Origin of the sequence: Allorhodopirellula heiligendammensis, from assembly GCF_007860105.1 — a bacterium.
Taxonomy (GTDB): domain Bacteria; phylum Planctomycetota; class Planctomycetia; order Pirellulales; family Pirellulaceae; genus Rhodopirellula; species Rhodopirellula heiligendammensis.
Genome location: NZ_SJPU01000009.1, coordinates 1 through 21,311 on the forward strand (window position 1 = coordinate 1; position 21,311 = coordinate 21,311).

20 protein-coding genes are annotated in these 21,311 nt (G+C 54.8%); 2 read left to right on the forward strand and 18 right to left on the reverse strand.

Translation table 11 applies throughout. From position 1 onward, the window contains the following. Positions 1 to 77 precede the first annotated feature (77 nt). From Poly21_RS25790 to Poly21_RS25850, 13 genes are all read right to left on the reverse strand, one after another. Positions 78 to 437 (reverse strand): DNA alkylation repair protein, encoded by a 360-nt coding sequence (locus tag Poly21_RS25790; protein ID WP_146409952.1) that lies wholly within the window; start codon positions 435 to 437, stop codon positions 78 to 80. A gap of 76 nt (positions 438 to 513) precedes the next feature. After that, positions 514 to 2,310, reverse strand: coding sequence for a thiamine pyrophosphate-binding protein (locus tag Poly21_RS25795; RefSeq protein WP_146409953.1), 1,797 nt, complete (start codon positions 2,308 to 2,310; stop codon positions 514 to 516). Continuing rightward, entirely contained in the window at positions 2,307 to 3,845 is a 1,539-nt protein-coding gene (locus Poly21_RS25800; RefSeq protein ID WP_146409954.1) for a flavin monoamine oxidase family protein, read from the reverse strand. Before Poly21_RS25800 ends, Poly21_RS25795 begins: the two co-directional genes overlap by 4 nt. Positions 3,846 to 3,941: 96 nt before the next feature. After that, on the reverse strand, positions 3,942 to 5,516 hold the full coding sequence (locus Poly21_RS25805; RefSeq protein ID WP_146409955.1) for a trypsin-like serine peptidase: 1,575 nt from the start codon (positions 5,514 to 5,516) through the stop codon (positions 3,942 to 3,944). Then, entirely contained in the window at positions 5,482 to 6,513 is a 1,032-nt protein-coding gene (locus Poly21_RS25810; protein ID WP_146409956.1) for a hypothetical protein, read from the reverse strand. Before Poly21_RS25810 ends, Poly21_RS25805 begins: the two co-directional genes overlap by 35 nt. A 19-nt stretch (positions 6,514 to 6,532) precedes the next feature. Then, entirely contained in the window at positions 6,533 to 8,155 is a 1,623-nt protein-coding gene (locus Poly21_RS25815; protein ID WP_146409957.1) for a S8 family peptidase, read from the reverse strand. Between the two features lie 35 nt (positions 8,156 to 8,190). Next, on the reverse strand, positions 8,191 to 10,371 hold the full coding sequence (locus Poly21_RS25820; protein WP_146409958.1) for a DNA/RNA non-specific endonuclease: 2,181 nt from the start codon (positions 10,369 to 10,371) through the stop codon (positions 8,191 to 8,193). Between the two features lie 45 nt (positions 10,372 to 10,416). Continuing rightward, positions 10,417 to 11,277, reverse strand: coding sequence for a matrixin family metalloprotease (locus Poly21_RS25825; RefSeq protein WP_146409959.1), 861 nt, complete (start codon positions 11,275 to 11,277; stop codon positions 10,417 to 10,419). A gap of 130 nt (positions 11,278 to 11,407) precedes the next feature. Then, positions 11,408 to 12,034 carry a DUF952 domain-containing protein gene (locus tag Poly21_RS25830; protein ID WP_302120668.1) on the reverse strand — a complete coding sequence of 209 codons (627 nt, stop codon included), beginning with the start codon at positions 12,032 to 12,034 and terminating at the stop codon, positions 11,408 to 11,410. Further along, positions 12,034 to 13,104 (reverse strand): ferritin-like domain-containing protein, encoded by a 1,071-nt coding sequence (locus tag Poly21_RS25835; protein ID WP_146409961.1) that lies wholly within the window; start codon positions 13,102 to 13,104, stop codon positions 12,034 to 12,036. The genes Poly21_RS25830 and Poly21_RS25835 overlap by 1 nt, the downstream gene beginning before the upstream one ends. Continuing rightward, the gene (locus Poly21_RS25840; protein WP_146409962.1) at positions 13,101 to 14,690 is read right to left on the reverse strand and encodes a GMC oxidoreductase; all 1,590 of its coding nucleotides are present in this window, start codon (positions 14,688 to 14,690) and stop codon (positions 13,101 to 13,103) included. The genes Poly21_RS25835 and Poly21_RS25840 overlap by 4 nt, the downstream gene beginning before the upstream one ends. Continuing rightward, a complete protein-coding gene (locus Poly21_RS25845) occupies positions 14,687 to 15,157 on the reverse strand; it encodes a hypothetical protein (protein WP_146409963.1) in 471 nt (156 codons plus the stop codon). Before Poly21_RS25845 ends, Poly21_RS25840 begins: the two co-directional genes overlap by 4 nt. Positions 15,158 to 15,354: 197 nt before the next feature. Next, positions 15,355 to 15,540 carry a hypothetical protein gene (locus Poly21_RS25850; RefSeq protein ID WP_146409964.1) on the reverse strand — a complete coding sequence of 62 codons (186 nt, stop codon included), beginning with the start codon at positions 15,538 to 15,540 and terminating at the stop codon, positions 15,355 to 15,357. Positions 15,541 to 15,780: 240 nt separating this feature from the next. Between Poly21_RS25850 and Poly21_RS28030 the strand changes: the two genes are divergently transcribed. Together Poly21_RS28030 and Poly21_RS25855 are read left to right on the forward strand one after the other, a co-directional pair. After that, positions 15,781 to 15,945, forward strand: coding sequence for a hypothetical protein (locus tag Poly21_RS28030; protein WP_302120670.1), 165 nt, complete (start codon positions 15,781 to 15,783; stop codon positions 15,943 to 15,945). 187 nt (positions 15,946 to 16,132) lie between these two features. Next, entirely contained in the window at positions 16,133 to 16,345 is a 213-nt protein-coding gene (locus Poly21_RS25855; RefSeq protein ID WP_146409965.1) for a hypothetical protein, read from the forward strand. Positions 16,346 to 16,555: 210 nt separating this feature from the next. On the opposite strand, the gene Poly21_RS25860 is transcribed toward Poly21_RS25855, so the two are convergent. The 5 genes from Poly21_RS25860 to Poly21_RS25880 form a co-directional block, all read right to left on the reverse strand. Continuing rightward, a complete protein-coding gene (locus Poly21_RS25860; RefSeq protein ID WP_302120672.1) occupies positions 16,556 to 17,131 on the reverse strand; it encodes an IS66 family transposase in 576 nt (191 codons plus the stop codon). After that, on the reverse strand, positions 17,121 to 17,630 hold the full coding sequence (locus tag Poly21_RS25865; RefSeq protein WP_146409967.1) for an IS3 family transposase: 510 nt from the start codon (positions 17,628 to 17,630) through the stop codon (positions 17,121 to 17,123). The genes Poly21_RS25860 and Poly21_RS25865 overlap by 11 nt, the downstream gene beginning before the upstream one ends. Then, a complete protein-coding gene (locus Poly21_RS25870) occupies positions 17,627 to 17,932 on the reverse strand; it encodes a transposase (protein WP_146409968.1) in 306 nt (101 codons plus the stop codon). Before Poly21_RS25870 ends, Poly21_RS25865 begins: the two co-directional genes overlap by 4 nt. Positions 17,933 to 18,005: 73 nt before the next feature. Further along, positions 18,006 to 20,216 (reverse strand): DNA/RNA non-specific endonuclease, encoded by a 2,211-nt coding sequence (locus Poly21_RS25875; RefSeq protein ID WP_146409969.1) that lies wholly within the window; start codon positions 20,214 to 20,216, stop codon positions 18,006 to 18,008. Between the two features lie 46 nt (positions 20,217 to 20,262). Then, positions 20,263 to 21,300 carry a lipase family protein gene (locus Poly21_RS25880; protein WP_146409970.1) on the reverse strand — a complete coding sequence of 346 codons (1,038 nt, stop codon included), beginning with the start codon at positions 21,298 to 21,300 and terminating at the stop codon, positions 20,263 to 20,265. Positions 21,301 to 21,311 lie beyond the last annotated feature (11 nt).

Below are 21,311 nucleotides of genomic sequence, written 5' to 3' on the forward strand. Positions count from 1 at the left end.
GTTCTGCGGACATCGCTTGAGCATTTCTTTCGCGGCCAGCGACCGCCGCCGCTGCTACCAATCGGCTAGAATCGAACCTAACTCAAGCAGTTTGGCTCGACGTACGCGCTAAACCGTGAACAGTTACCGATCTCGCGGCATTCAAACTCACGATGAGGATTCTTCGGTTTCGCCGCAACTTCAAACTGGCCAACAAGAATCAACATCCCCGTCAACCGACACTCATGCCAAGGCGAAGCGAACAACTTCACCAGCTCGCCGCGCGATATATCACAAAATTCCCGAGCCACCTTCCGCTGGTCGGGAACCACGCAACCCAAGAACTGATCGCCCTCGCCGTACCCGCCAGGCACGGCCTGAAAGAACCCAGGCAAGAAAGCTGCCTTATCTTCGCGAGCCACTCCGCTAAGCGCCGAAAGAATCTTTCTAGCTGTCACGTAGTTGAGTCAGTCTGCTTCATTTCTTTCACCGATGAAATTGCAGATTCCCTTGCCTTCTCGCCGACAGAAAGAGTCAATTGAACCCTTCAAGCCGGATTGGCACCTGTCGATTCTTGTGGTCTCTCGTTTCGGATAGGGTGGATTCCAAAGTTGGCTCGCGCTCAATCGTGGCTTCGATCTCGGGTGGCAGGTCGTGCTGGTCGATCTTAACGCCGACGAGAATGGGCGTTTCACCTGGTTCGCTCAGAAATGAGTCTAATTCTTCGAGCGACTTGATATTGAGCCCACGACCACCGAACGCTTTTCCAAGCTTTGCATAATTCCACCTCGGCAAAACGTCAAAGAACGATGCTTCGGGAAGATTGTTGTGGAAAAATCGTTCGTCAGGCGGCAGGATTTGCATGTCAATCAAATACTGCTCGATACCGTACGTGCCGTTGTCCAAAACAAACACGATCGCACGAGAGCCCTGTCGGACCAGGGTGGAAAACGATTGCGGGATCATCTGGAACCCCCCGTCACCCACAACGGTAATCTGACGCGAAGCAGGTTCAGCAGTCGCCACGCCGAGTGTCGCGCCGCAGGTATAGCCGATCGACAACCAAGCGGTCTGGGCGACAAAACCGTTGGTTCGGCGGATCGGAACTTCGGCCGATGGGAATAGTGCCAAGCTTGTGTCCACCAACAGAGTTGAATTCTCATCGAGCGAATCAGCTAGCCGATCAAAAAAGTTCGAGTATGTCACCGGCGTCGATTCCGACGAGGCACGCTCCACAGCTGACGAAGCGAAGCTAATTCTCTGTTTGCGGTTTTCGACCAATGCTTCGAGACCTTCAAGAACAAACGTCTCCTGCTTGGGAGCCAACACTTCCAGCAGTCGTGGCATCAAGTTTGCGAGCCCCGCGTTGGGATAAAGCGCCGGGCCAACTCGTGTTGCGTCGTCCGACGCCAGCACGAGTCGATCGTGTGAGCTAATGACGATGTCTGCATAGAAATCGCTCATGATCGTTCCTAATGCAATCAGGCAATCAGAATTCTCAACGACATCGCGAACCGAACTTGGGGCAAATTTGCTGTCGTAGACACCGATGAACTGATCTGGATATTTCGTTTCGGGAATCAGGCCCTTGCCCATCAACGTCGTCGTGTAAGGAAAACCTGTCTGGCAAACCAACGCATCGAAGTACGGGACCAACCCACGCCGCTGTAGCAATTCGCCGCCCCAAAGTACCGGACACTTCGCCTGTCGAACTTTTTCGCCAATCGCGTCAGCAACTGCCTGCGAGGCTGCACCATGCAGCGGATTTGCTGGCCACGCGACATCCAGTTCGCCTTGCGGGTCGCGGCATTCCGCTGACCAAATCTCTTGAAGCACCTCGATATAGACCGGTCGGCTCTGGCGGATACATTCCACAAGCACGCGATCAATCTCGGTGGGCGCGCCAAACGGATCATCGACAACCGTCGCAGCCACCGTTACTTGGGCGAAGATCGTCGCGTCGGTGCGAATCGGATCGATCGCATGTGCAAATAGAATCCCTCGATTCCTGAGGTTCTCGAACTTCACGGGCGGCGGGCTACCGTTGACAAGCACGACCGGGCAAAACTCGACGTAGGCCCCCGATATCGCGTTGAACAGGCTGTGCGAGCCCACGCCATATGTTGCACTACAGACGCCAATGCCTCGATACCGCGCATAGGCGTCGGCGGCGTATCCTGCCTCCAACTCGTTCGTCGTGCCGACACACTCGATCCCCTCACGGTCGGCGGCCAGCAAAAATTCGGCGGTGTAATTTCCAGGGATGGAAAATAACGTATCCACACCAAGTTGTTTCAATCGTCGTGAAAGATACTCTGCGACCGTAATCATTGCTCACCTCCCAAATGAATTCCGAATTGCGATACCAGTAAATCGTCCGTCGTCTCCAAAGCACCCTCGACCCATCCCTGTTGTCGTGACCAAGCTTCACCACAAACGTGCAACGACAATTCAGGGATCGGTCGTTGCATCAGTTTCATTACCTTACGCGCGTCCGCACCGATTTTCCAGAAATGCCAACCACCTCCAAACGGCTCCTGTGTCCAATCTTGAAAAATCGCGACGTAGGGATCAATCGCTTTGGAATGCTTCGAGTCAATGTTGAGTCCGTGCATCTCTCGCAGCTGGTTTTGCATCTCGGCGACCAATCGGCGCGATGCAGACTGGTTTTGAACGAAGTCAGGAATACCGACGCCCGGTGGGCAAATTGCCGGATTGGGCTGGTAGCGTTCGGGGTCGCGAGCCAATCCCGCCCAGAATTCGACTGATCCGCCATCGTTGTAACTCGCCATCAGCATCGAGTTCTTTTGTCCGATCGGCAAATTGGAATCGCCAGTCTGCCAGTAGTAACATTGACGAATCGGCAAGTCTGTTGCCGATCGGCCGGCAACAACGCCACGTGTTTCGGCCCACCAAGGCGTCGCGTACGCTGCAAACAGCTTGAACGCGGCTTGCGGAAGCACGGTCTGCAACGCCGATTCAAATTCGACCGATCGAAACACAACGCTTTCGGGATGCAGTAACTCGATTGACCGACGTGGCATCGCCAAGATCACTCGCTCAGCTTCAACCACCACGGCGTTACTGTCCAACGGTGTGACTCTCGCTCGATTGTCACCGGACGTATCAAACAACAGGCGAAACCTCCCCGCCGCACTGTCGTAGTCGATTCGATGCAAACGGTGTTGCAAGTGAAGTCGCCCGCCCAACGACTCGAAACCTTTGGCCAGTGTGCGCGGCAAGCTATCGAACCCGTCAAGTAATTTCATGTATCGCAGTCCGGGAGCAAAGTCGGCGATTAGAAACGGAATGGCTTCCGCCGCACTCCAGTTGTTGACGACTGTATCGTAGCCACCAGCGTCTTGGATCAAGCGATAGGCTTCGTCGCTATACTCATCGAGCAACAGATTCCAAAACCCAACATCTCGAAGGCTCTCAGCCTGATGTTGATACTTCAATGCGACCGCATGCAGCAAATCGCTGGGTGAGCGTGCTTTCTCATGTCGATCGAGCTGATACGGCGGATGAAATGCAGGAACCTTCCAGTCGGCCTCGGTGAAGTGGTTTCCACGCAAGTAATACAGATTCCGTCCTTCGGGATCACCAATCAACAACTCTTCGTGTGGCAGCCCAAATTGCTCGACAAGCTTGACGACCCGTCGATGCGAAGAAAGAAATCGCATCCCGCCCAGTTCAGCCTTCGCCTTGATGCCTGGAACATCAAACGACATCAATCGCCCACCCACACGGGGCGAATACTCGAACAGTCCCAGCCCCTCACATCCAGCACCGGCCAACCTCCACCCCGCGTAAGACCCAGCCACACCACCACCCACAATGGCCGTCTGTAGTTCAATGGTTCGCATTTCGTTTTCCTTTTAGCAAGTGGGGAAATTAGGCTTGAAATTCTTCACCGCTCATTGATTTGCGTAGCCAAATCACGATTTTAAACCTAGGAAAGGTTATCCTGTCGTGACTCTCTGTATTTCAGGCAGGTCGGCCCACGTCGACTTCGCAAGATATTTTGCGATTGTCTTGATAGGGATGCCTCGGTTGTTGGCATAGAACCGGCCGTCTTGCTCGCCTCGGTTGTGGTGGAGGCCGATGAGGCGGAATTGGCGGTCGAAGACGGGGGAGCCAGAGGAGCCTTCTAAAGTGCTGGTTTTGTAGATCAATCGTGTTTGGTTCTTGTTGACTTTCTCGAAGCCCGGGGCAGCCATCGAGAATTTCAACTCCTGTAGCGGTGCGTATGGGCCGGGATGGCCAGCGATCAGGATGGGCTCGCCGACGCGGGGCAGACGAACGTTGTCGCGAAGCTGGAAAAAGCCACGGGTTTCGCCAGGGCCTTCGGTCAGCTTCAACAATGCGAAATCTAGCTCGTCGGGCTCTGGAACACCGAAGTTGTCTCGCAAGTCCGTCTCGCTGACTTTGGAGAATGGGATATCCCAATCAGAGTCGATGTTGATGGCAGTCGCGGTTTCAATGTCGATGGTTGGATCAAAACAGACGGAAAGATACTTGCGTTCGTGGGTTGAGATGAAGTCTTTGACGACATGGAAGCAGGTCAGGACAAGATCGGGACCAACTAAAAATCCTGTTCCGTAGTCATCGCCGTCACTCCGCACGCGACAGACACGCGATTCTGCATGCTCGCACCATTTCCGCAAATCTCCGAGGTTTAAAAACGGATTCAGGCTTGTGGCCTTTTCCAGAAATGCGGTGCGTCCAAGATTGAGTGACGGTTCTTCGGCACTGGCGGTCAACGAGAGTGCCTTTTGCTCGTAAGCATCACTGACCTGAACATACTTGTCCTGAATCTTTGCGGCGACCGCAAGAATGTAGGCTTGCTTGTTCGGGAACTCTTTTGCCAAGTCAACAAGCACTTCGCCCAGCAGGGCATGGTTGTGTGCTTTCTCACGTAACGATCGAATCGCCGATCGTTTGTTGCGCGTCTCAATTTCTCGGGAAATCGGTCGAGTGCACGACTCCAACACAAAATCCATCACCGCATCAGCCGAATCGAAGCAAGACTCGAAAAGCTCGGTGACAATTTGCACTTCTTCCGTGGTTAGTTCGTGATCGACCGGTTCATCCATGCCGGGAGTGGGTGCAACAGGCGGATTCACAACCGGCGGAATTGCGAGAGGAGTTTCCATTCGTTTCGCTGCGTCTGGCTCGAAATAGTATGCTGCACAATAGTCGTCGGCTCGGAAAGACTCCGCGTCAACGCTGCGATCGCATCGGCTACACGTGTACGCCCCATACTCGACGATCATTTTTTGAATATCGGCTGGTTTTTCGACAGCACCACATCCCTCGCATTCAATCACCTCGACCGCGGTGAAGGCTGGATCGTCGGCAAACAGCTCTAGGGCGGCATCAATCTGATTGACGTCTACACCACTGGATCTGGCCAGCAGATGGCCGCGGATCAGTGACCGTTGCGTACACTCATCCATCACGGCGTCGATACACTTGGCCGCGTCGGCGAGTTCGGCGTGGCTATCTGCAATGCTTGCGGATATCTGAAAGTACACTTCGGACAATCTTCTCGTTTGATGGTGCGGTAAAGTTCACGCGGTCTTTGGAGCCAACCAGGACGACTCGCAGATCTTCCGAGAGCGGGTTTCCGGTTCTGGGAAGCCAAAAGAAATTGCCCACGTTTCCGACCGCCGTGCTGGTGATCGAATTGTAGACCTCGTCGGTCAGCTTTTCGCCAAAGACGGACACATCGTTGGCATAGCTGCTGGACGAAACCGAGCGTCCCGCCGTGGTCAGCACTTCGTAGTCGTGCGCTCGCGTGATGCCGGAACCCTTCTTTTCGAGTTCCAGCAGTTTCAAGATCGACGGATGGAGGTCAATGATCGCAAACGTCGCAAGATCCAGCCAATCATTCACGAGCGTAGCAAATTCCTGCTTCACGTTTTCGTAGCGAACGCCACCTGCAAGCTGTGAAATCCGCAACATGGCGGTATTGGTGGTGAGATCCCATTCAAAGGCCACGAAATTGCGTACCACGCGATGCACAAACGCCCTTAGTTCCACCGGCTCTCCGGCAAGCGTTTCAGAGGACTCATCGAACTCCGGCTCACGCTCAAACCACTCTCGCCTGCGAACCATGTCGATCGCGAATCGCTTGCTCGTCACATCAACCGAAGTGGGCGTCAATTCGTCGGGCAATCCAACAAACGCCGGAGCACCCACGAGTTCATGGATCGCGGCAGCATTGGATTTCAGATGATCCATCACCCACACCTTTTTCTTCCACGTCTTCGTCAGCGATCCTTTCGGCCCTTTGAACAGATAGACATGCTGCTTGCCCCAGGGCACGACCGAGTCCAAGTAGGCGATAATCGCCTCGTAGCCAAACTCGCCATCCTCCAGAGCATCGGCCACCCGCTCGCGCACTTGGCCTTTGTTACTCAGCGAAACCGGCATCCCATTGGCCGCCATGAACCCCGCCCGCTGGTTCGTCGTCAGCGCTACCAACTCCAAGACAAGCTGCAGCTTCTCTTTTTTCGTGAGCTTCGTCATTGCAATCGCTTGGATCAATTCAGGTCTCGGTAAGCATTTTCAAAAGGTTCGGGATGCCATGCCCTTGATGGCGTTTGTCTCGGCCCAGATCGTTGCAGTTGTCCAGCAGGATCCGTTTGACTTCATCGGGCCGTCCGATGAACTCACGACGGACAGACAGAAAAGCGGCCAGCATTCCGGACACGTGCGGGCAGGCCGTGCTGGTGCCACTCAATTCGCGATACAGACTTCCGTTGAAATCACTGCTGCACGAGCGTACCCGTTCTCCAGGTGCGACCACATCGGGTTTAATGCGTCCATCTGTCGTTGGGCCGCGAGAAGAAAAATGCGAGATGCCGTGCAGGTACGGATTGTCCGTGTTGACCGAACCCACCGCGATGCAATCCTCAAAGTTCGCTGGATCGCCAATCGACAGAGACGTGTTCAAGTCGAAGGGGCCGTCTTGCGTTGATACTTGAATCTGTCCTTCGTTGCCCGCCGCCACGCAAACAAGCGTTCCCTGTCGCCACAGGTCGCGAAGCTCTTTACAAATCGGCGAATACCCGCAGCCATATACCGTCGCGTCGAACGGCCCCCCCAGACTGAGGTTGACACCATGCACCGCGAGCTCGGAATTGTCTTCGTTACGACGAAAGATATCATCAATCGCTTTGATGATCCACGCATCTTCTCCGACACCGTGATCGTTCAATACCTTGTATACCAGCAGCCGCGTCTTTGGCGCGACACCGTCATATCGAACCTTGCGCTCTTTGCCACGACCGGTAATAATCCCACACACGTGCGTGCCGTGCCCGTCGGGGTCACTGTCGATTGGATACGTGTTCGACTCGAGCTCATGCGATGGTGTCGTGCAATCCAAGACATCAATGATCAGCGAATCATCGTACGAGTCGATGTCCACGCCACGACGTCGCTGGAAGTGCGGGTGATCGAAACGACAGCCCGTATCCAGCACCGCCCAGGTAATCGCCTTTCCCTTCGAATTAAAACTCGCCCGACTCGCGTCCGCAGCGATGGCACGATGCGAGCGGTGAATCAGCTTCTTCATCGTTGAACTACGCCACATCGCGTAGATATTCAAATCCGCGTGTTTCCCCGCCAGCGACTGAATCTCCGTCGGAGTGAGCCGAGCAGAAACGTACTTGCGAAGTCTCAAAATACAGGCCGCCTGAACAGCATCGTCGGCATCATCATCCTCGGCGCAATCCTCCACGGCCACCTTCACATGTCTCGCCAAATATTTGATTCGACCGGCAAGGCTCTTCAGTCGTCTGTTCTGCTTGCCTTGTGCCGATTCACGCTTCTCCATTTCGTCATGCGACTCATCGACCGCAGGGTATTTCAAATCGAGCACCTCGATCAGCACCGGCTGTCGAATGTCGCGAGCCGCAAATCCGTGCGCCAGGTCACGAGCAATCACGAAACGACCTGTCGAATCAAATCGCATATTCTGATGAACAATCACGCGTACATCGGGATGGGAAAGGTAGCCCGCCGAGTCGTGCGGATCCAGGTTGGCAACATCCCAAAGGGTTCGCTTGACGATACGTTGATCTTGAATCTCACCAAAAGAGGACGGTGTCGGCGAAAAGTCGCTCGCGAGTCCTTTATCCAAGGCGACAGGGTCGAAGCGATCCACAAAGTTGTGCCACTTATTCGATGCGAGTATTGGATTTAGCCTAACAAGTTCTCTCGGCCCTTGATTTCTCTAACACCGACTCCACGGGCAGTTTCTGTGGCTTCGGTATGTGTGTCAAATTCAGCGATGTCGTCAAAATCAAGCCCGGTTTCTTCTGCTAGCTTTGTTAGTGAGACTTGGTACAGGTGGAACTCGTCGTCGACTTGGCCTTCGGAGAAGACGAGGTCGCGTTGGCTGATAATGTAGGCGGCGACTTTGAATTCGTCGTCTTCTTCATCATGAAATACGATCAATTTCCAGAAGTCGTCGGGGATTTGAACGTCTCGGTATTTTTTGTCGGTCTCCTTGAAGATCGGTCCCGCCATCACGGAAATTTTTAAGTGATCGACCTTGGCGTCGGCGAAGATGGCGTTTTCAAGCTCGCCCCAGAGGCCGCCTTTGGAGGACTGATTGAAGGCTTCGTGCTGGGGGGTCATGTTGGTGAAGAAGAACGAGTCGCGATTGGCGTTCTTAGCCTCGCGAATCGGTCCCCAGTTGAGGTCGGCTCGGCGGGCAACGTGGCCCCGGTCGTAGGCGTTTCTGGAATACAGTTCGTTTCCAGCTTGATATTCCTGCGGGATCCGTCGGTCGAGGATGAATCGGATGCCGCTTCGAGACAATTGCTTCATGTCTCCACCGTCAATGTTCCACGCGACGAGTCGCGGCAACCGACGCGATTTGCTTTGGCAGACGGAAAAGTGTGTGTAGTCAACTAGCGTTTCGCCGTTCAACTCGAACGTGTCGTTCGCAATCTTCTTGGGCAAGCGAGGAACGGGGACGTGTTCGGAGAGGAAGTCGGGGTCGTAGCCGCTGCCGTTGCTTTCGCCGATGTCGTAGTCGGCTTCACCGATCAGATCGTCGTCGGGACCGTTGGGATCATTTTGAACACCTCCTGGGTGGCGATCAGCATCGGGGCCAGGGGCACCCGCACTGCCGGCGCCTAGCTTTGCGGGGCCTAATGAGATCGTGATTCTGAGTGGAACTTCGACCGTAATTTCGTCGTCGTGACTCATTTGGTGGCTCTGAGTTGAGGAAGATCGGTTGCCGGTAAAAACGGAAATGGAGGTGTTTGGATCGTGCGGTGCGTCACTTGGGTCTGGCCTGGATTCGATATCGTCCCAGAAGGGGGCGAGGTCGTTGTTTTTCGGCGGCAGTTCGCCGGCGAACTGTACTCCGCTGTCGATGATGCGCGTATCGCGAGCGAGTTCGTATCCGGGAACACCGTAATTCTCGAGCATGTAACGGCCCGCGAAGTGCAACGCGGAGACGGTTCCATCATCGACGTTGATGATCGCCGAACCTGAGTTGCCACCGAGCGTGGAGGCGTCGTGTGCGAGTGCGTCCACGGGGACGCTGAGCCACCGGGAACTGATTTCGCGTTTTCTCTTGGCAATCCGCCCAGGAGCGATTCTTTTGATTTCGTACTCGTCACCGAAAATCTCGCGTTGTGCTCGTTGGCCATTGCGTGAATCACGAGCCGGGTATCCGATGGCAACGATGTCTTGGTTCCGCTTCAGGAGCGTTTTGTAGGGCGTGGTGGAAAGTTCGAGCGGTTGGATGTCGGGAAGATCGGCTCGGAACAGGGCCATGTCCCAGTAGGGATGAATCATGATGGGTTCGATCAACTCGTAACCATCCGGTTCATCGAAACCGGGTTCTTCGGCAAAGTCAATTTCCGTGCCCCAGGGCTGCAGTCGAATCCGATGCCGTCCCACGCCCTGGGTAAAGATCTGGCCGACGTGGCGGTTGGTCATGACCAAGTTTTTACCAACGACAAAACCGGTGCCTTCGTACCGGTGCAGGTCGGTGATGTCGATCCTACCGATTGCGGGAAACGAAGTTTCAATACATTTGCGGACTTTACGGTCCGTGCTCATGTATCGGAAGTCGCCAGGAAACGCATCGAACGTGTTGTTCGTCACGCGATGCGACGGCCGATGTTTGAGGTGGACAATCGCTTCGAGGTGATACATACCCTCGGCTGAAGGCGTTTTCCCTCGTTGCATACTTGCCGCCGCGTTTTGAGCTTTTTTAATCTCCCGGCTCGAAACGCCTTCCATACTATCGTCGTCTCCGACGAAGCCGACGAATTCTTCAACGGGCGTGTCGCCCGCCAACGACTTCAGCGTCTGAGCGATTCGGCGAGCGAGTTCATCAGGTGGCAATGGCTTTTCCATGGTTCATTTCTCTTGCGGTGTAGGTCGGATGTTTGATTGGTTTGTTTATTCGATTGTTAGCTTGTGTCCGCCTACGATGATCTGGATTGGGATATTGCCTGAGTCGACGCCAGTTGTCTTCGCTCCGATGTGCTTGGATGAACGGCGTGAGGCGAGACTGCTGTAGGGCTGCATAAGTCGGAATGGTACTCCGTCGATCTCTGTGAGTTCTCCACTCCGAACGGCGTTGTAAAGATCTTGAAGGTCGGATCTGTCCGCGTCCGTAAGCACGCTCTTGGCACCGTAGTTCATAATTGAAAACGGGTTGTCCTCTCCGAAGAGATGACTGGGCCAATCTTGCTCGCGCACATTTGCAAAGAAGTGACGCAATCCGTAGATGTGACCGATTTCGTGGATGAACGTTTCAATCTGCTCGGCTTCGCTCTGATCGAAGCAACTCGGATAAACGCGAAATTCGTGACGCCCAGGGTCGGGGAAAAATGCGGATGCAAGGACGCAACCGTTGGCATCGCAGTCCTTGGACGGGATCATGACGAACTCAAAGTCGGAGGTGTCTTCGTCATAAATAAAAGCGATCGGCGCTGCGTCTCCCCAAGCGTTGACCGCCTTATTGAATAGCTTGAGAACCCTCTCTTTCCCCCCATCGGCGTCGTCGTCAAAGAATTGATTGAAACCTCGATCGCGGAAACGGTATCGCAGTACGACACCGTTGGCCCAGAGTGGAATGAAGCCGTCGGATTCATGGAGCCGGATTTCCAGTGGACTTAGGTTGCGGTGCGTTTTGTACCCCCGAGAATCCGTGATGCAGACGACATTGTTGTCGTGGTTGCTGTAGACGTGAGTCTCGCTGATTTGATCAGTCGCCTTCGTTCGGGAGGAACGCGATGATTTTGCTGGCTTGGCCATGGGGATCTCTTTCGGAAGAATTTAAGGTTTCTGGTTGCTCGATGTCTTACCTCTTGCCAATCCTTCGGCTGTCCAATCTCGGTGGCATTCCGCCTCGACGTTTTTTCAGCGATCGTATGGAACGACTAACTCACGCTGGATTCACTGTGATTCCAAACGTATTGTCCTCCTGTTTTAAGAAAGTCATGGTTTTTTCGACGGCGTCCATGTTGAGTTCGCCGTAGATGTGTGGGTAGATTCCGCCGGTGGCGGGTTCCCACTTGATTGGGGCGGTGACTTTGGTTTTGCAGACGACCGCGACGTAAACGGTGTCGTTGTTGCTGTAGTACTTGTTGGCGATGCGGGTGAGTTGGTCCGAGGGGGAAGCGTGTATGAATTTTTCGCTAGCGAGTGATTCAGGGGCGTAGATGCCGGAGTCAGTTGCTTGCCGCAACGTTGCTGGGGGCATCAAGACGTATATGAACGGGTCGCCGCCGCCGGCGTACATCCGGCGGAACATCTCGGTCACGCGCCGCTGTTCTTTGCCCGAATAGACGTGGAGGACTTGGAATTCGCCATTGACTCCCGCTGGCGTGCGTGCTTGCGAGATGACTTGAATTTCGGCCAGCGCGGTCCAGTCACTTAGAGTCAGCCAGACCGGAATGTCGTCAAAGAACACGCGGCTGCCCGATTTTTTGAACGGCAATACTTGGCCGGGTTTCAAAGCGGCGTATTGATCGCTGCGCAGGATCGAGTTGATTTCGACGTGGAATCCCATCAGTCTTCGGCTCCTGTGTCGGGCACGAACCGAAAGTTCGGGGCGTAGTTTTGGTTCTGGTTCTTCTTGGGAACTTGCATGATTCGATGGGCCAAACGTGGCAGGTCGGACATCATCAACTCCAGTCCTTGATGAAGCGCCGCCAAGCCACCCGACGCACCCGAGTCGGGTGTCCATGCGAGTTGAAGTTGCTGGATGACTCGGGTGTAGGCGATATCGAATTGCTGCATGTCGGCCCACACGGACTCGTCGTGGACCTTGTCTCGCGTGTAACCGCCCGGCGGCACTTCGGCAACTGGCCAGCAATCGGGAATCGCGACCTCTGTCCCCGCGTGGACCCAGCCGCGATTTGGAACGTGAATCAATTTTCGTCCGACGTCGATCTCTTTGAATCGGTAGTAGTGAGCCAGTTCGCCGGTGTCGGGGTCACGAATTTCTTCGGAAGTGCCCTCGCCTTGGTCTTTGATCAACTGGATCGCGGCGACGACATCCTGCTGAGTGCCGATGTTCTTGGGTACGTTGGAACCATCGGGCTGCTGCGTTTCGCCAAAGTAGGCTTCGATTTGGCCATCGCGAGTCATCGGCGGCTTGAGATCCTCGAATGCGAATTTGATGGCGTCGTAGAACTCGCCGATTCGGACGAAGGTTTCTCCAGTTCGGATAGACTCCAATTGAGCGATGTCTTCCTCGGGTTCCTCTATCGCCATGAACGTCCGAATCGCGGGCTTGGACAAGCCTTCCAACGGGACCGTCAGCAATGGTTTGACTCCGCCGGGCATCGGGCCGGGATACTTGGGGACAAGATCTGGATCGGCTATCTTGGGGATGCCGCCGATGGCGACGAGCATGTTGCAAGCAAGGGACATGTGCAGCATCTCCTCCACCAGCACTTCGCGGATCGCCACGGCGACGGGATCGCGATGATCTTTCACGGACCAAAACGCGGTGAGGTACGGCGGGATGGTAAAGAACTCCAATTCGATCGCGTACTGGAGGGCTTGCTTGAGCCAATCAAGGTCGCGGTCGTCTTCGTCATTCTGGACGTGCTCGATGATCCGTCGATCGTTCATGGCGTGCCTCCTAGGCTAAGTAGATGGTCGGCCAACCGAGTCGCCAACGCGGAGAGAGTGAGCGTGGGATTGACGGCAGCACCCGACGGGAAGACGGCGTTGGAGCAAACCCACAGGTTCTCGACCCCGTGGACTTGCAGGTTGGGATCGACAACGCTGGTCGCGGGACTGGTCCCCATGCGGCAGGTGCATGCGGAGTGATCGCCACGCTGAGAGCGCACGCCGGATTGGATGATCTTGGCTCCAGTCTCACTGACAATCTTTTCCATAATATCCAACCGAGTGGCTGCTCGATTCACGAAGTCGGATTCGCGTGAAAAATCGACTTGGGTCTGTGGCAGACCGATACGATTGGTGTTGTTCCCGATGCTGACGCGATTGCGAAAGATCGAGAATTCTTCCATGAAGCCTTGCAGTTCCAGTTCCATCGGACCCATCGAGACGCGATTGATTTCGGATCGTGTCTTGCCCCGGATCATCAGGTCAGCCAAGTCAACTTTGGGGCGACTTCGGTCTTTGAATAGGAATAACTTTCCGTACGCTTGTTGCTCGGGCGAATCGAAGTGCCGGGACATCAGCGTGGGGAAGTCGAGTTCCTGGTTCCAGCGGTTGGCGTTGCTGGGCAGGACGGCGCGAACGTGTAAGAACGGATGCGAGATTAGAAACCGTCCGACGAGGTCGGTATCGTTGCCAATGCCACGAGGCCACTTTGTCGAGGTGGATCGCTGCAACAACTTCGGTGATTCATATGCACCGGAAGCGACAATGAAACGGTCTCCTTCGATCCGCGAAGACTCGCCTGTTTGTGTCGAGGTGACTTCGATGCTCGCGATTTTGTCCCTGCCGTGAGGGATCAAACGCTCGCAAGGCGATTGCTCGAAGAATGCCAAGTTTGGGTAGTCGGGATTGCACTCCAATTCATCAAGAACGTAAGCAGCGGCGAATCGAGCTCCGAAGGGACAGTAGCGACAGGTTCCGGTGGTCATGCACTTGCGGAAACGTGCCACAGGCATATGTGCGTACGCGACATCGAGTCGCTCCATGGCATGAATCAAAGGACGATCGGCCTCTGCAAACGGAAACGCATCGATTGGGTATTCGCTGGCTCGCGGCGGAATGATTTTGCCAGCGGAGTCCTCCGCCAGTCCTGATACGCCCAGCGTATGCTCGGCAATTTCGTAATAGGGCTCGAGTTCGTTGTACCCGATCGGCCAATCCGCTCCACGTCCGGTCCGCGAGCAGGTTTCAAAGTCTTCTTCTTTGAACCTCAACGCCCAACCACCCCAGTGAACGGTCGAGCCACCGCGTCCCATCAATCGCGATTCACGAAACGTCCAGGCTTCGTCGCCAATTGATTCGTTTTCGTTCTCAATGGGAAGGTCGTGAAAATCGTCGTAGGGATTGATGCCGGTTGCGACGAAGTCCCACCACTTGCGCCGATCTTTCAACGGCACCCGTTTGCCCGCTTCGACGATCGCGATGGAAGTCGCCGGTTTCTTCGCCAGCAAACGCTGAGCAACCAGCGCCCCCGCAACGCCGGAACCGATGATGACGTAATCGAACGACTTGGCCTGTTTCGCCATCATGCATCCTCGAAAGTGCGATAAGGACGCTGCGTGCGAAAACGCGAACCGGAGACGAAACCGGCATAATTCCGCCCCCCGAAGCTACGAAATCCACCCGAGTTCACATACACACGGATGAACTCGTCGACAACATATCGCTTGAAAGCGACGATTTGTTTCTCAGTCGATCGGTGAACTTGCCCTTCCATGAACAAGAACGCATATAGATCGCTACCATGCTCCTCTTCCAACTCGGCGAGGATGTCGCAGGCATCCACATAATGCTTCCAATAGGATGGAGTCCCAGCGATCTTGACCTGTATGAACTCACGCCAACGGCTGGCCATGTCTTCGACACGACAGGCTTGTTCGTCACCCCAGCACGTGTGAATAGCAACAAACAGCCGCCAGAGGACTTCAACTTGATCGTCCGTCAGCCCAGCATCTCGCTGCGTGTCCCCGCTAGATTCTTCAAGTTGTTGCGACAAGGTTGCTCCTTTTCATGACAAAGCTCTGCATTTCCCCTACCTACTCAGTCGGCAGGTCAGCGGGCACCCTGTAGAGCGGCCTACGGGCGGTTGTTGCCAATACACCCGACAGAGCTAGACAGGAGGATAGCGTTGCTAGCATCGGCGTGCAACAAAAGGACGTTATTTTTTTCCAACCGCCGCGGAAGTTCACATTCTCAAAATCTGAATTGATGCGTTGGTTCTCGAATTGATGCATCCGGCGGGACTGTCACAACGACGATTGCTTTGACGTCCCTCGTGTTCATAATCTCGGTCCCGTCGATGGTCGGGACGACATCGAGACCGAGTTCTACTTCTACTTCTACTTCTACTTCTACTTCTGCTTCTGCTTCTGCTGACATGTTTCGATTCCATCCTGGGTCGAGAGACTATTTCACCGAGTCCCGCCAGAATTTTTGCAGGCGAGCTTGGTTGGCGATGAGGGCTGGTTTCATGAACGGGCGTTTGGGATTGCGACGTGGTTTACTCGCTTCGCGTCGCTCGTTTTTGTCTTCGATCAGTCGTGTGGCTTGGTTGCCTTGGGCGACCGTCAGTAGCTTGATGCGGGCAAACTTGCCGGGTTGCTTCGCTCGGATCGGCCCGTGTTCGTCGACTCGAAACCGAAGTCGCTTCAGTTTGCGTCACTTGGTGACCTCGTCGCCGAATTCGTGAAGGTTCCACAGTTCGCCAGCGATTTCGTTGACTTGGCCGATGACGGCTTGTTCGCGTTCGCGGTCCACCTCGTAACCGAGAACGCTGGTATTTGAGATCGCAACCTTTCCGCCCCGCAGACTTCGGCGCTGGAAATCCTTGCTTAAAAAGCATCGGGTGATGTTCCGGCAAATTGTCGACTCTAAGTTTTCCGACTATCTTTTGCACGAGTCCGATGGCGACTTGACTCTGGACGATGGTGAGAACTTTTTGTGAAGAATGCTTTGCTGAGAACGAAAGACCATGAGCGAATACCAATATATCTACTTCGCCGCAGTCGATCGGGCGCTCGATGATAAGCAGCTTGCTTTCATGGAGAAGCAATCGACGCGGGCGAACGCGACACGGTGGCAGTTTGAGGTCGAATACAACTACAGTGACTTTCGTGGCAACGCGATCGAGATGGTGCGGCGCGGAGTAACCGTACACCAGAGCCAGTCAGTGGCGTGGGGTTGACTTCCTAGGGAGGCGGCGGCGGGCACGGCGGGTTCGTTTGCGGTCGGCGGCTTGGCGACGCTCGTCCGCGCGGTACTCGCGAATCGATTCAGGATGGTCTGCTTACCAAGCGTGCGGTGCCATCAATGACCAGTCCGTCTCCCCTGCCAACGCGCGACGCAACACGTCGTCCAGGTATGCGCGCACGTCCAAGTCGTTGCGGATGGCAGATCAGATAATCGTAAGCAAGTTCGCCGCTCGTTCGCCCGCTGCCAGCGATCCTTTGAATAGCCCGTTCTTGCGCCCTGTCGCTACGCGTTTCATCAACTGTTCGCAGTCATTATTGTCGATCGGGATCGAAGGGTCTTCGATGAATCGTGATAACGCGTCCCGGTGGTTACGAACGTAGCTCGCCGCGATCCCAAGGTTGCTCTTGGGTAATACGTTCAGCGTCGACATCGCGTCGCTCGACAGGTACGCGTCGATCTGATCAAGCACGTGACGCGACAGACTTTGCCGACGCGCAAGTCGTACCGCTTCGTCGAGCGTTTTGATTTGATCTTCGATGTCATAGAGCATCCCAATCAAGGATTCCAACTTCGCGACTTGCAGCGGAAACGCGCTACGGCATTCGTCGATCTTACGACGCGCATGAGCCCAGCACGCCGCAAACATAATTCGCGAGTCACTTCGAACGTTAATCTTTTGAAATCCCGACCAACAGTCTCCAATTAAGTTGCCGCTGAAGTCTTCAAGCACATCATCCGGTCCGTCGCGGTGACGACTGACCGTGAAGTCAAACGCCACCACCTGAAGTCGTGAAGCGTAATAGCCCCAAAAGTTTGCCTTGAACCACAGCGAGATATAACCAACCGGCGCATGTCGGTAGATAGGTGATGTCGGTCACCCATTTCTGATTCGGCGCCGAAGCGGTGAACACTTGATCGAGCACGTTAGGTGCAGGAATCTTGTCGGGGTCGGCCGTTGTGGTCGTGGGCGTGAATTTGCCGACAACACGACTTTTAAGTCCCATTTCATTCATTGCTTTGGCAACCGTGTTTCGGCACGCCGTTTCGAGATCTTCGACGTCGGTCAGATTCTGAGCGATCTTATGACTGCCGTAGATTCGATTGGACTGCTCGAAAACGCGGCTGACCGACTCGCGTATCCTCTCAGTGCGTTGAGCACGCGGGCCTGGGGCACGTTTGCCCCAAGCATAGAAGCCACTCGTGCTAACGCACAGGACTCGGCACATCGCTGAGATGGGATAGGAGTCACGGTGCTCTTGGATCCAGGCGAACTTCACATTGACTCCTTCGCGAAGTACGCCGTTGCTTTTTTTAGGATTTCACGCTCCATTTCAACTCGTTGCAGTTCTCTGCGGAGGCGACTGTTTTCTGCCTTCAACTCGGCAACGGTGGCGTCTTCGGCCAAAGGTGGCTGCGGCGTCGCGAGTTTTCGATGCCAAGTACGCAGGGTAGTCGCATCGACACCGAGTGACTCCGAGGCGGCGTTGATCGAGTAGCCTTGTTTGGCAATGAGGTCGACGGCGCTCTGCTTGAACTCAGCGGTGAAAGTCCGTCGTTTCTGTTTCTGTTTCTCTGGCATTGGGGTCTCCTGAAATGATTTTGGGAAAAATCTCAGGTGTCCGCCAGTCGTGGGCTAACGCAGCAAATTTCGATCAGAATTCCAGAACATCATGTACCTTGCACCAATCGAGTGTTGCCAGTCCAAATAGCAAGTCTTCGATTTCCTGAATCGCAACTTGGTACGGCTTCCAGTCTTCTGGGACCGCAAACTCCAAGGGGACGCCGGTCAGCTTCTGCTTTAAAAGGAACCCAAACGCTTTTGGGCCATCTTCCGTACTCGCGATAACAATTTTCCAGAACTGTCGCGGGATCTGAACCTTGACAGGGCCACTCGAATCAACCCCATCGAATCGCTTATCGGAGGGATCGAGAACGGGTCCGGCAAACACGATCACCCGCTCAGAAGTCGTTTCGCCTTGAATAAGGTTTTCGAGATCTCCCCAATTGTCGACCCCTTTCGAAGCCTGGTTGAATTTGGCAACTTGCGGAGAGCAGTTCGTCGTATGGAATGTGTCCCCGTTTCCCTTCTGCATGTCTTCGAATGAGTCTCCCCACGCGACATCATCTCGCCGGACCAGATGCCCCCGGTCAAACGCTCCCTGGTCCTTGATGAAGAATTTGTCGGGGAGCTGTTCCCCAACTGGAATACGCTCGTCGATCGCCCAGGCTTCCCGAATGTTGTCGTCATCAAATCCGTTGAGTTCGCCTCGAGATGGTTTGCGGCCATCGGAAAGGAATTTGTCTTCCGACTGCCAGCTGACGTTTGAAGCAGTGAACAACGCGAGTCGACGCTCTTTATGCATTACGACTGAAAACTTGTGGTACTTAAGTTCATGGCTGTTGTCCGCCAGCCGGGCGATGACATTCTCACCGGCCTCTGTGATTTCCGGCAAAGGGACCAGTTCTCCGCCATCGAGTTCCAGAAAATTCGGGTCGTATCCGGAGCGCTGTTCCAGGTTGGGATGAATCACCGGAACTTTAAAAGTCGCTTCACTCGCCGCATGGACTGGTGCTGGTGTTGGTCCGACGTTCGTGCCCACCAGTGGTTGTCCCAATGAGATGGACACTTGGATGGGGATTGTCCAGGTGACCGATTGTTGGCCAGGCTGGCCAGTCGCGAAGGGAGCAGCTGGGACCGCTGCTGTTACGCCACCGCTTCCCAGCGATTCGATGCCGCGCCAAGCACGGTCCCATTCGTCGGTCGGAGGAACGCTGCCCGCAAAGTTAACGCCTGCATCCACCACACGCGGATCACGGGCCAGTTCGAACAAGGGCACTGAGTAATTCGCCTTGAGTGTGATGCCAGCAAAATGCAGGCCGACGATCTCACCGGTTTCCACATCAACGATCGCAGAACCTGAATTGCCAGCCAGTGTGGAACTGTCGTGCGTCATTGCTGGGACCACGTAATCGAAGCTCTCGATCCGCTCGCGGACTTCGATCTCGCCAGGAGCCAGCCGTTTAACACCAAAGACTCTTCCGTACACCTTCCGTTCAAGCTGTACGGCTTTGCGAGATCGATCATTTCCACGACCTGGATATCCGATGACAACAATGTTGCGTCCGACCAGATCCTCCGGTGCCTGTACCGACAGCCGCAGTCCCCCATTCGCGGGCGATAGCCCTTCGATGCGAAACAGCGCCATATCCCAATACGGATGGACCATTACGACGTCAGTCAGGCGAACGCTGGTCGAAAGATCGTTCGGATCGAGTTCATTCTCGCGTCGGAAATCGATTGCTGACTCAATCCCCGGAACGAATGAAAGCTGGTTTCGGACGCGGCCCAAACCGCGCACGAACGCCTCCGCAACGTGCCGGTTCGTCATCATCAGATTCGGGCCAACGACAAATCCGGTACCGATATGCTGGGGGATACCTCCGGATATGTCCTCAATGCGACCGATGGAGGGCATCAGGGCATTGATACGCGAGCGAACGGGGTCTGCGTTGAGCTGGGTCCAAGGATCAGGAAGTACATCGAATTCGTCGTCGATGACGAACACGACCGGGCGGCCATCTTCCTCAACGATAGCTTCGAGATACATCCTCTCGCGAGGCGAGATGTCGTCAAAATCACCATTCTCCAGCTTCTGCAGGGCTGATGTCTCCGTATCAAAATCTCGCGCGACGAGATTGTCTAAGTGGGCTCTTTGCCCACGGGCGTCTTCAGTCAGACTTTCCCGCCCACCTACCCTCGCCGACGCAGACCTTCTTTCCTTCGCCAGCGACTCCAACTTGGAATCTCCCGCAACCCTGGAGAGTTTTCTGCGAAGGGCATGAAGTGAGGTGTCTCGTGGCATGGGTTGTCTCCGCAAATCAAACGTGGGTGAGGATTTCGTATTTCTGTTAAAGTTCCGATTTCGCAGCAATCTTGTCGATGTATCTGTCCAGGCTATGATCTCTTACGCTTGGAAAGAGTCCTTCGGTCTGTGGCCTTGCCAGCGACTCCGTCAAGGGGCGATTGACGCTGACTACTTCCTGCCCAATCTGGGACTGCAGAGCCTGGTACTCGGCATATGTCAGCATGGCCGGACCAGGTTCGAACGCCTCATTGCTGATCGATTCAACAAATGCCTGCTCGATTAATGGCAAAGATTGTCCATTCTTCAGGAGACCCTGGGCATCAAAGTGCAGCAACCGACCGACATGCTCATAACCGGGAGGCACACGCGGCACCACGTCATCATCGTTCACGAAACGGAAGAACTTCCTGGAGTAATGCTGCATGAAGAACATTCGGAAAGAACCCCTTCCGACGGCTGGCTGCCCAAATGTCACGACCCATGACGCGGGCATGAATTCCTGCCACTCGGCAGCCATCACGGTTGCGAGTGCTCCGCCTAGGCTGTGGCCTGTAAGAATGAGCTTTCGCCCTCCGATTCCGGAAAGCGCCGACCTCAACCGCGACTCGACAGCCTGAAATCCTCCAAGAAATCCCCGATGTGCAACTCCGTAGTTGCGAGTTCGCCCAGGAACGTTAATGTTCCTCAGCCAATCGCCACGGCTTTCGGTTCCGCGAAATGAGACCAATGCGATCTCTGGGGTTAACGCGACGAAGCACTGCGTGTCATCGACATCGATGAACTCGCAAGAACCAAAACCCCATGATCTCGTCGAGCCAAGGCAGGTCGACTTGACGCTCTGGTCGGACTCGTATGCCAACTTGCTGGCAAGAGCCAAAGACAATGCCGCTTTCCAGGTGAAGGTCGAGTTCGAGAGCGAATCCAGATGGAACGGTGCTGTATCAATCGTCGGCGCTGAACTGGTGATGTGCCCTTCTTGCAAACCCGCTGTGCCGTGGCTCGATCTCACAACGCCAACTTGCGACGAGAGGACCGGCGATCCAACCGAAACAGTAACCCGTATTGGGAATTTCCAAAGCATATTGACTCCTC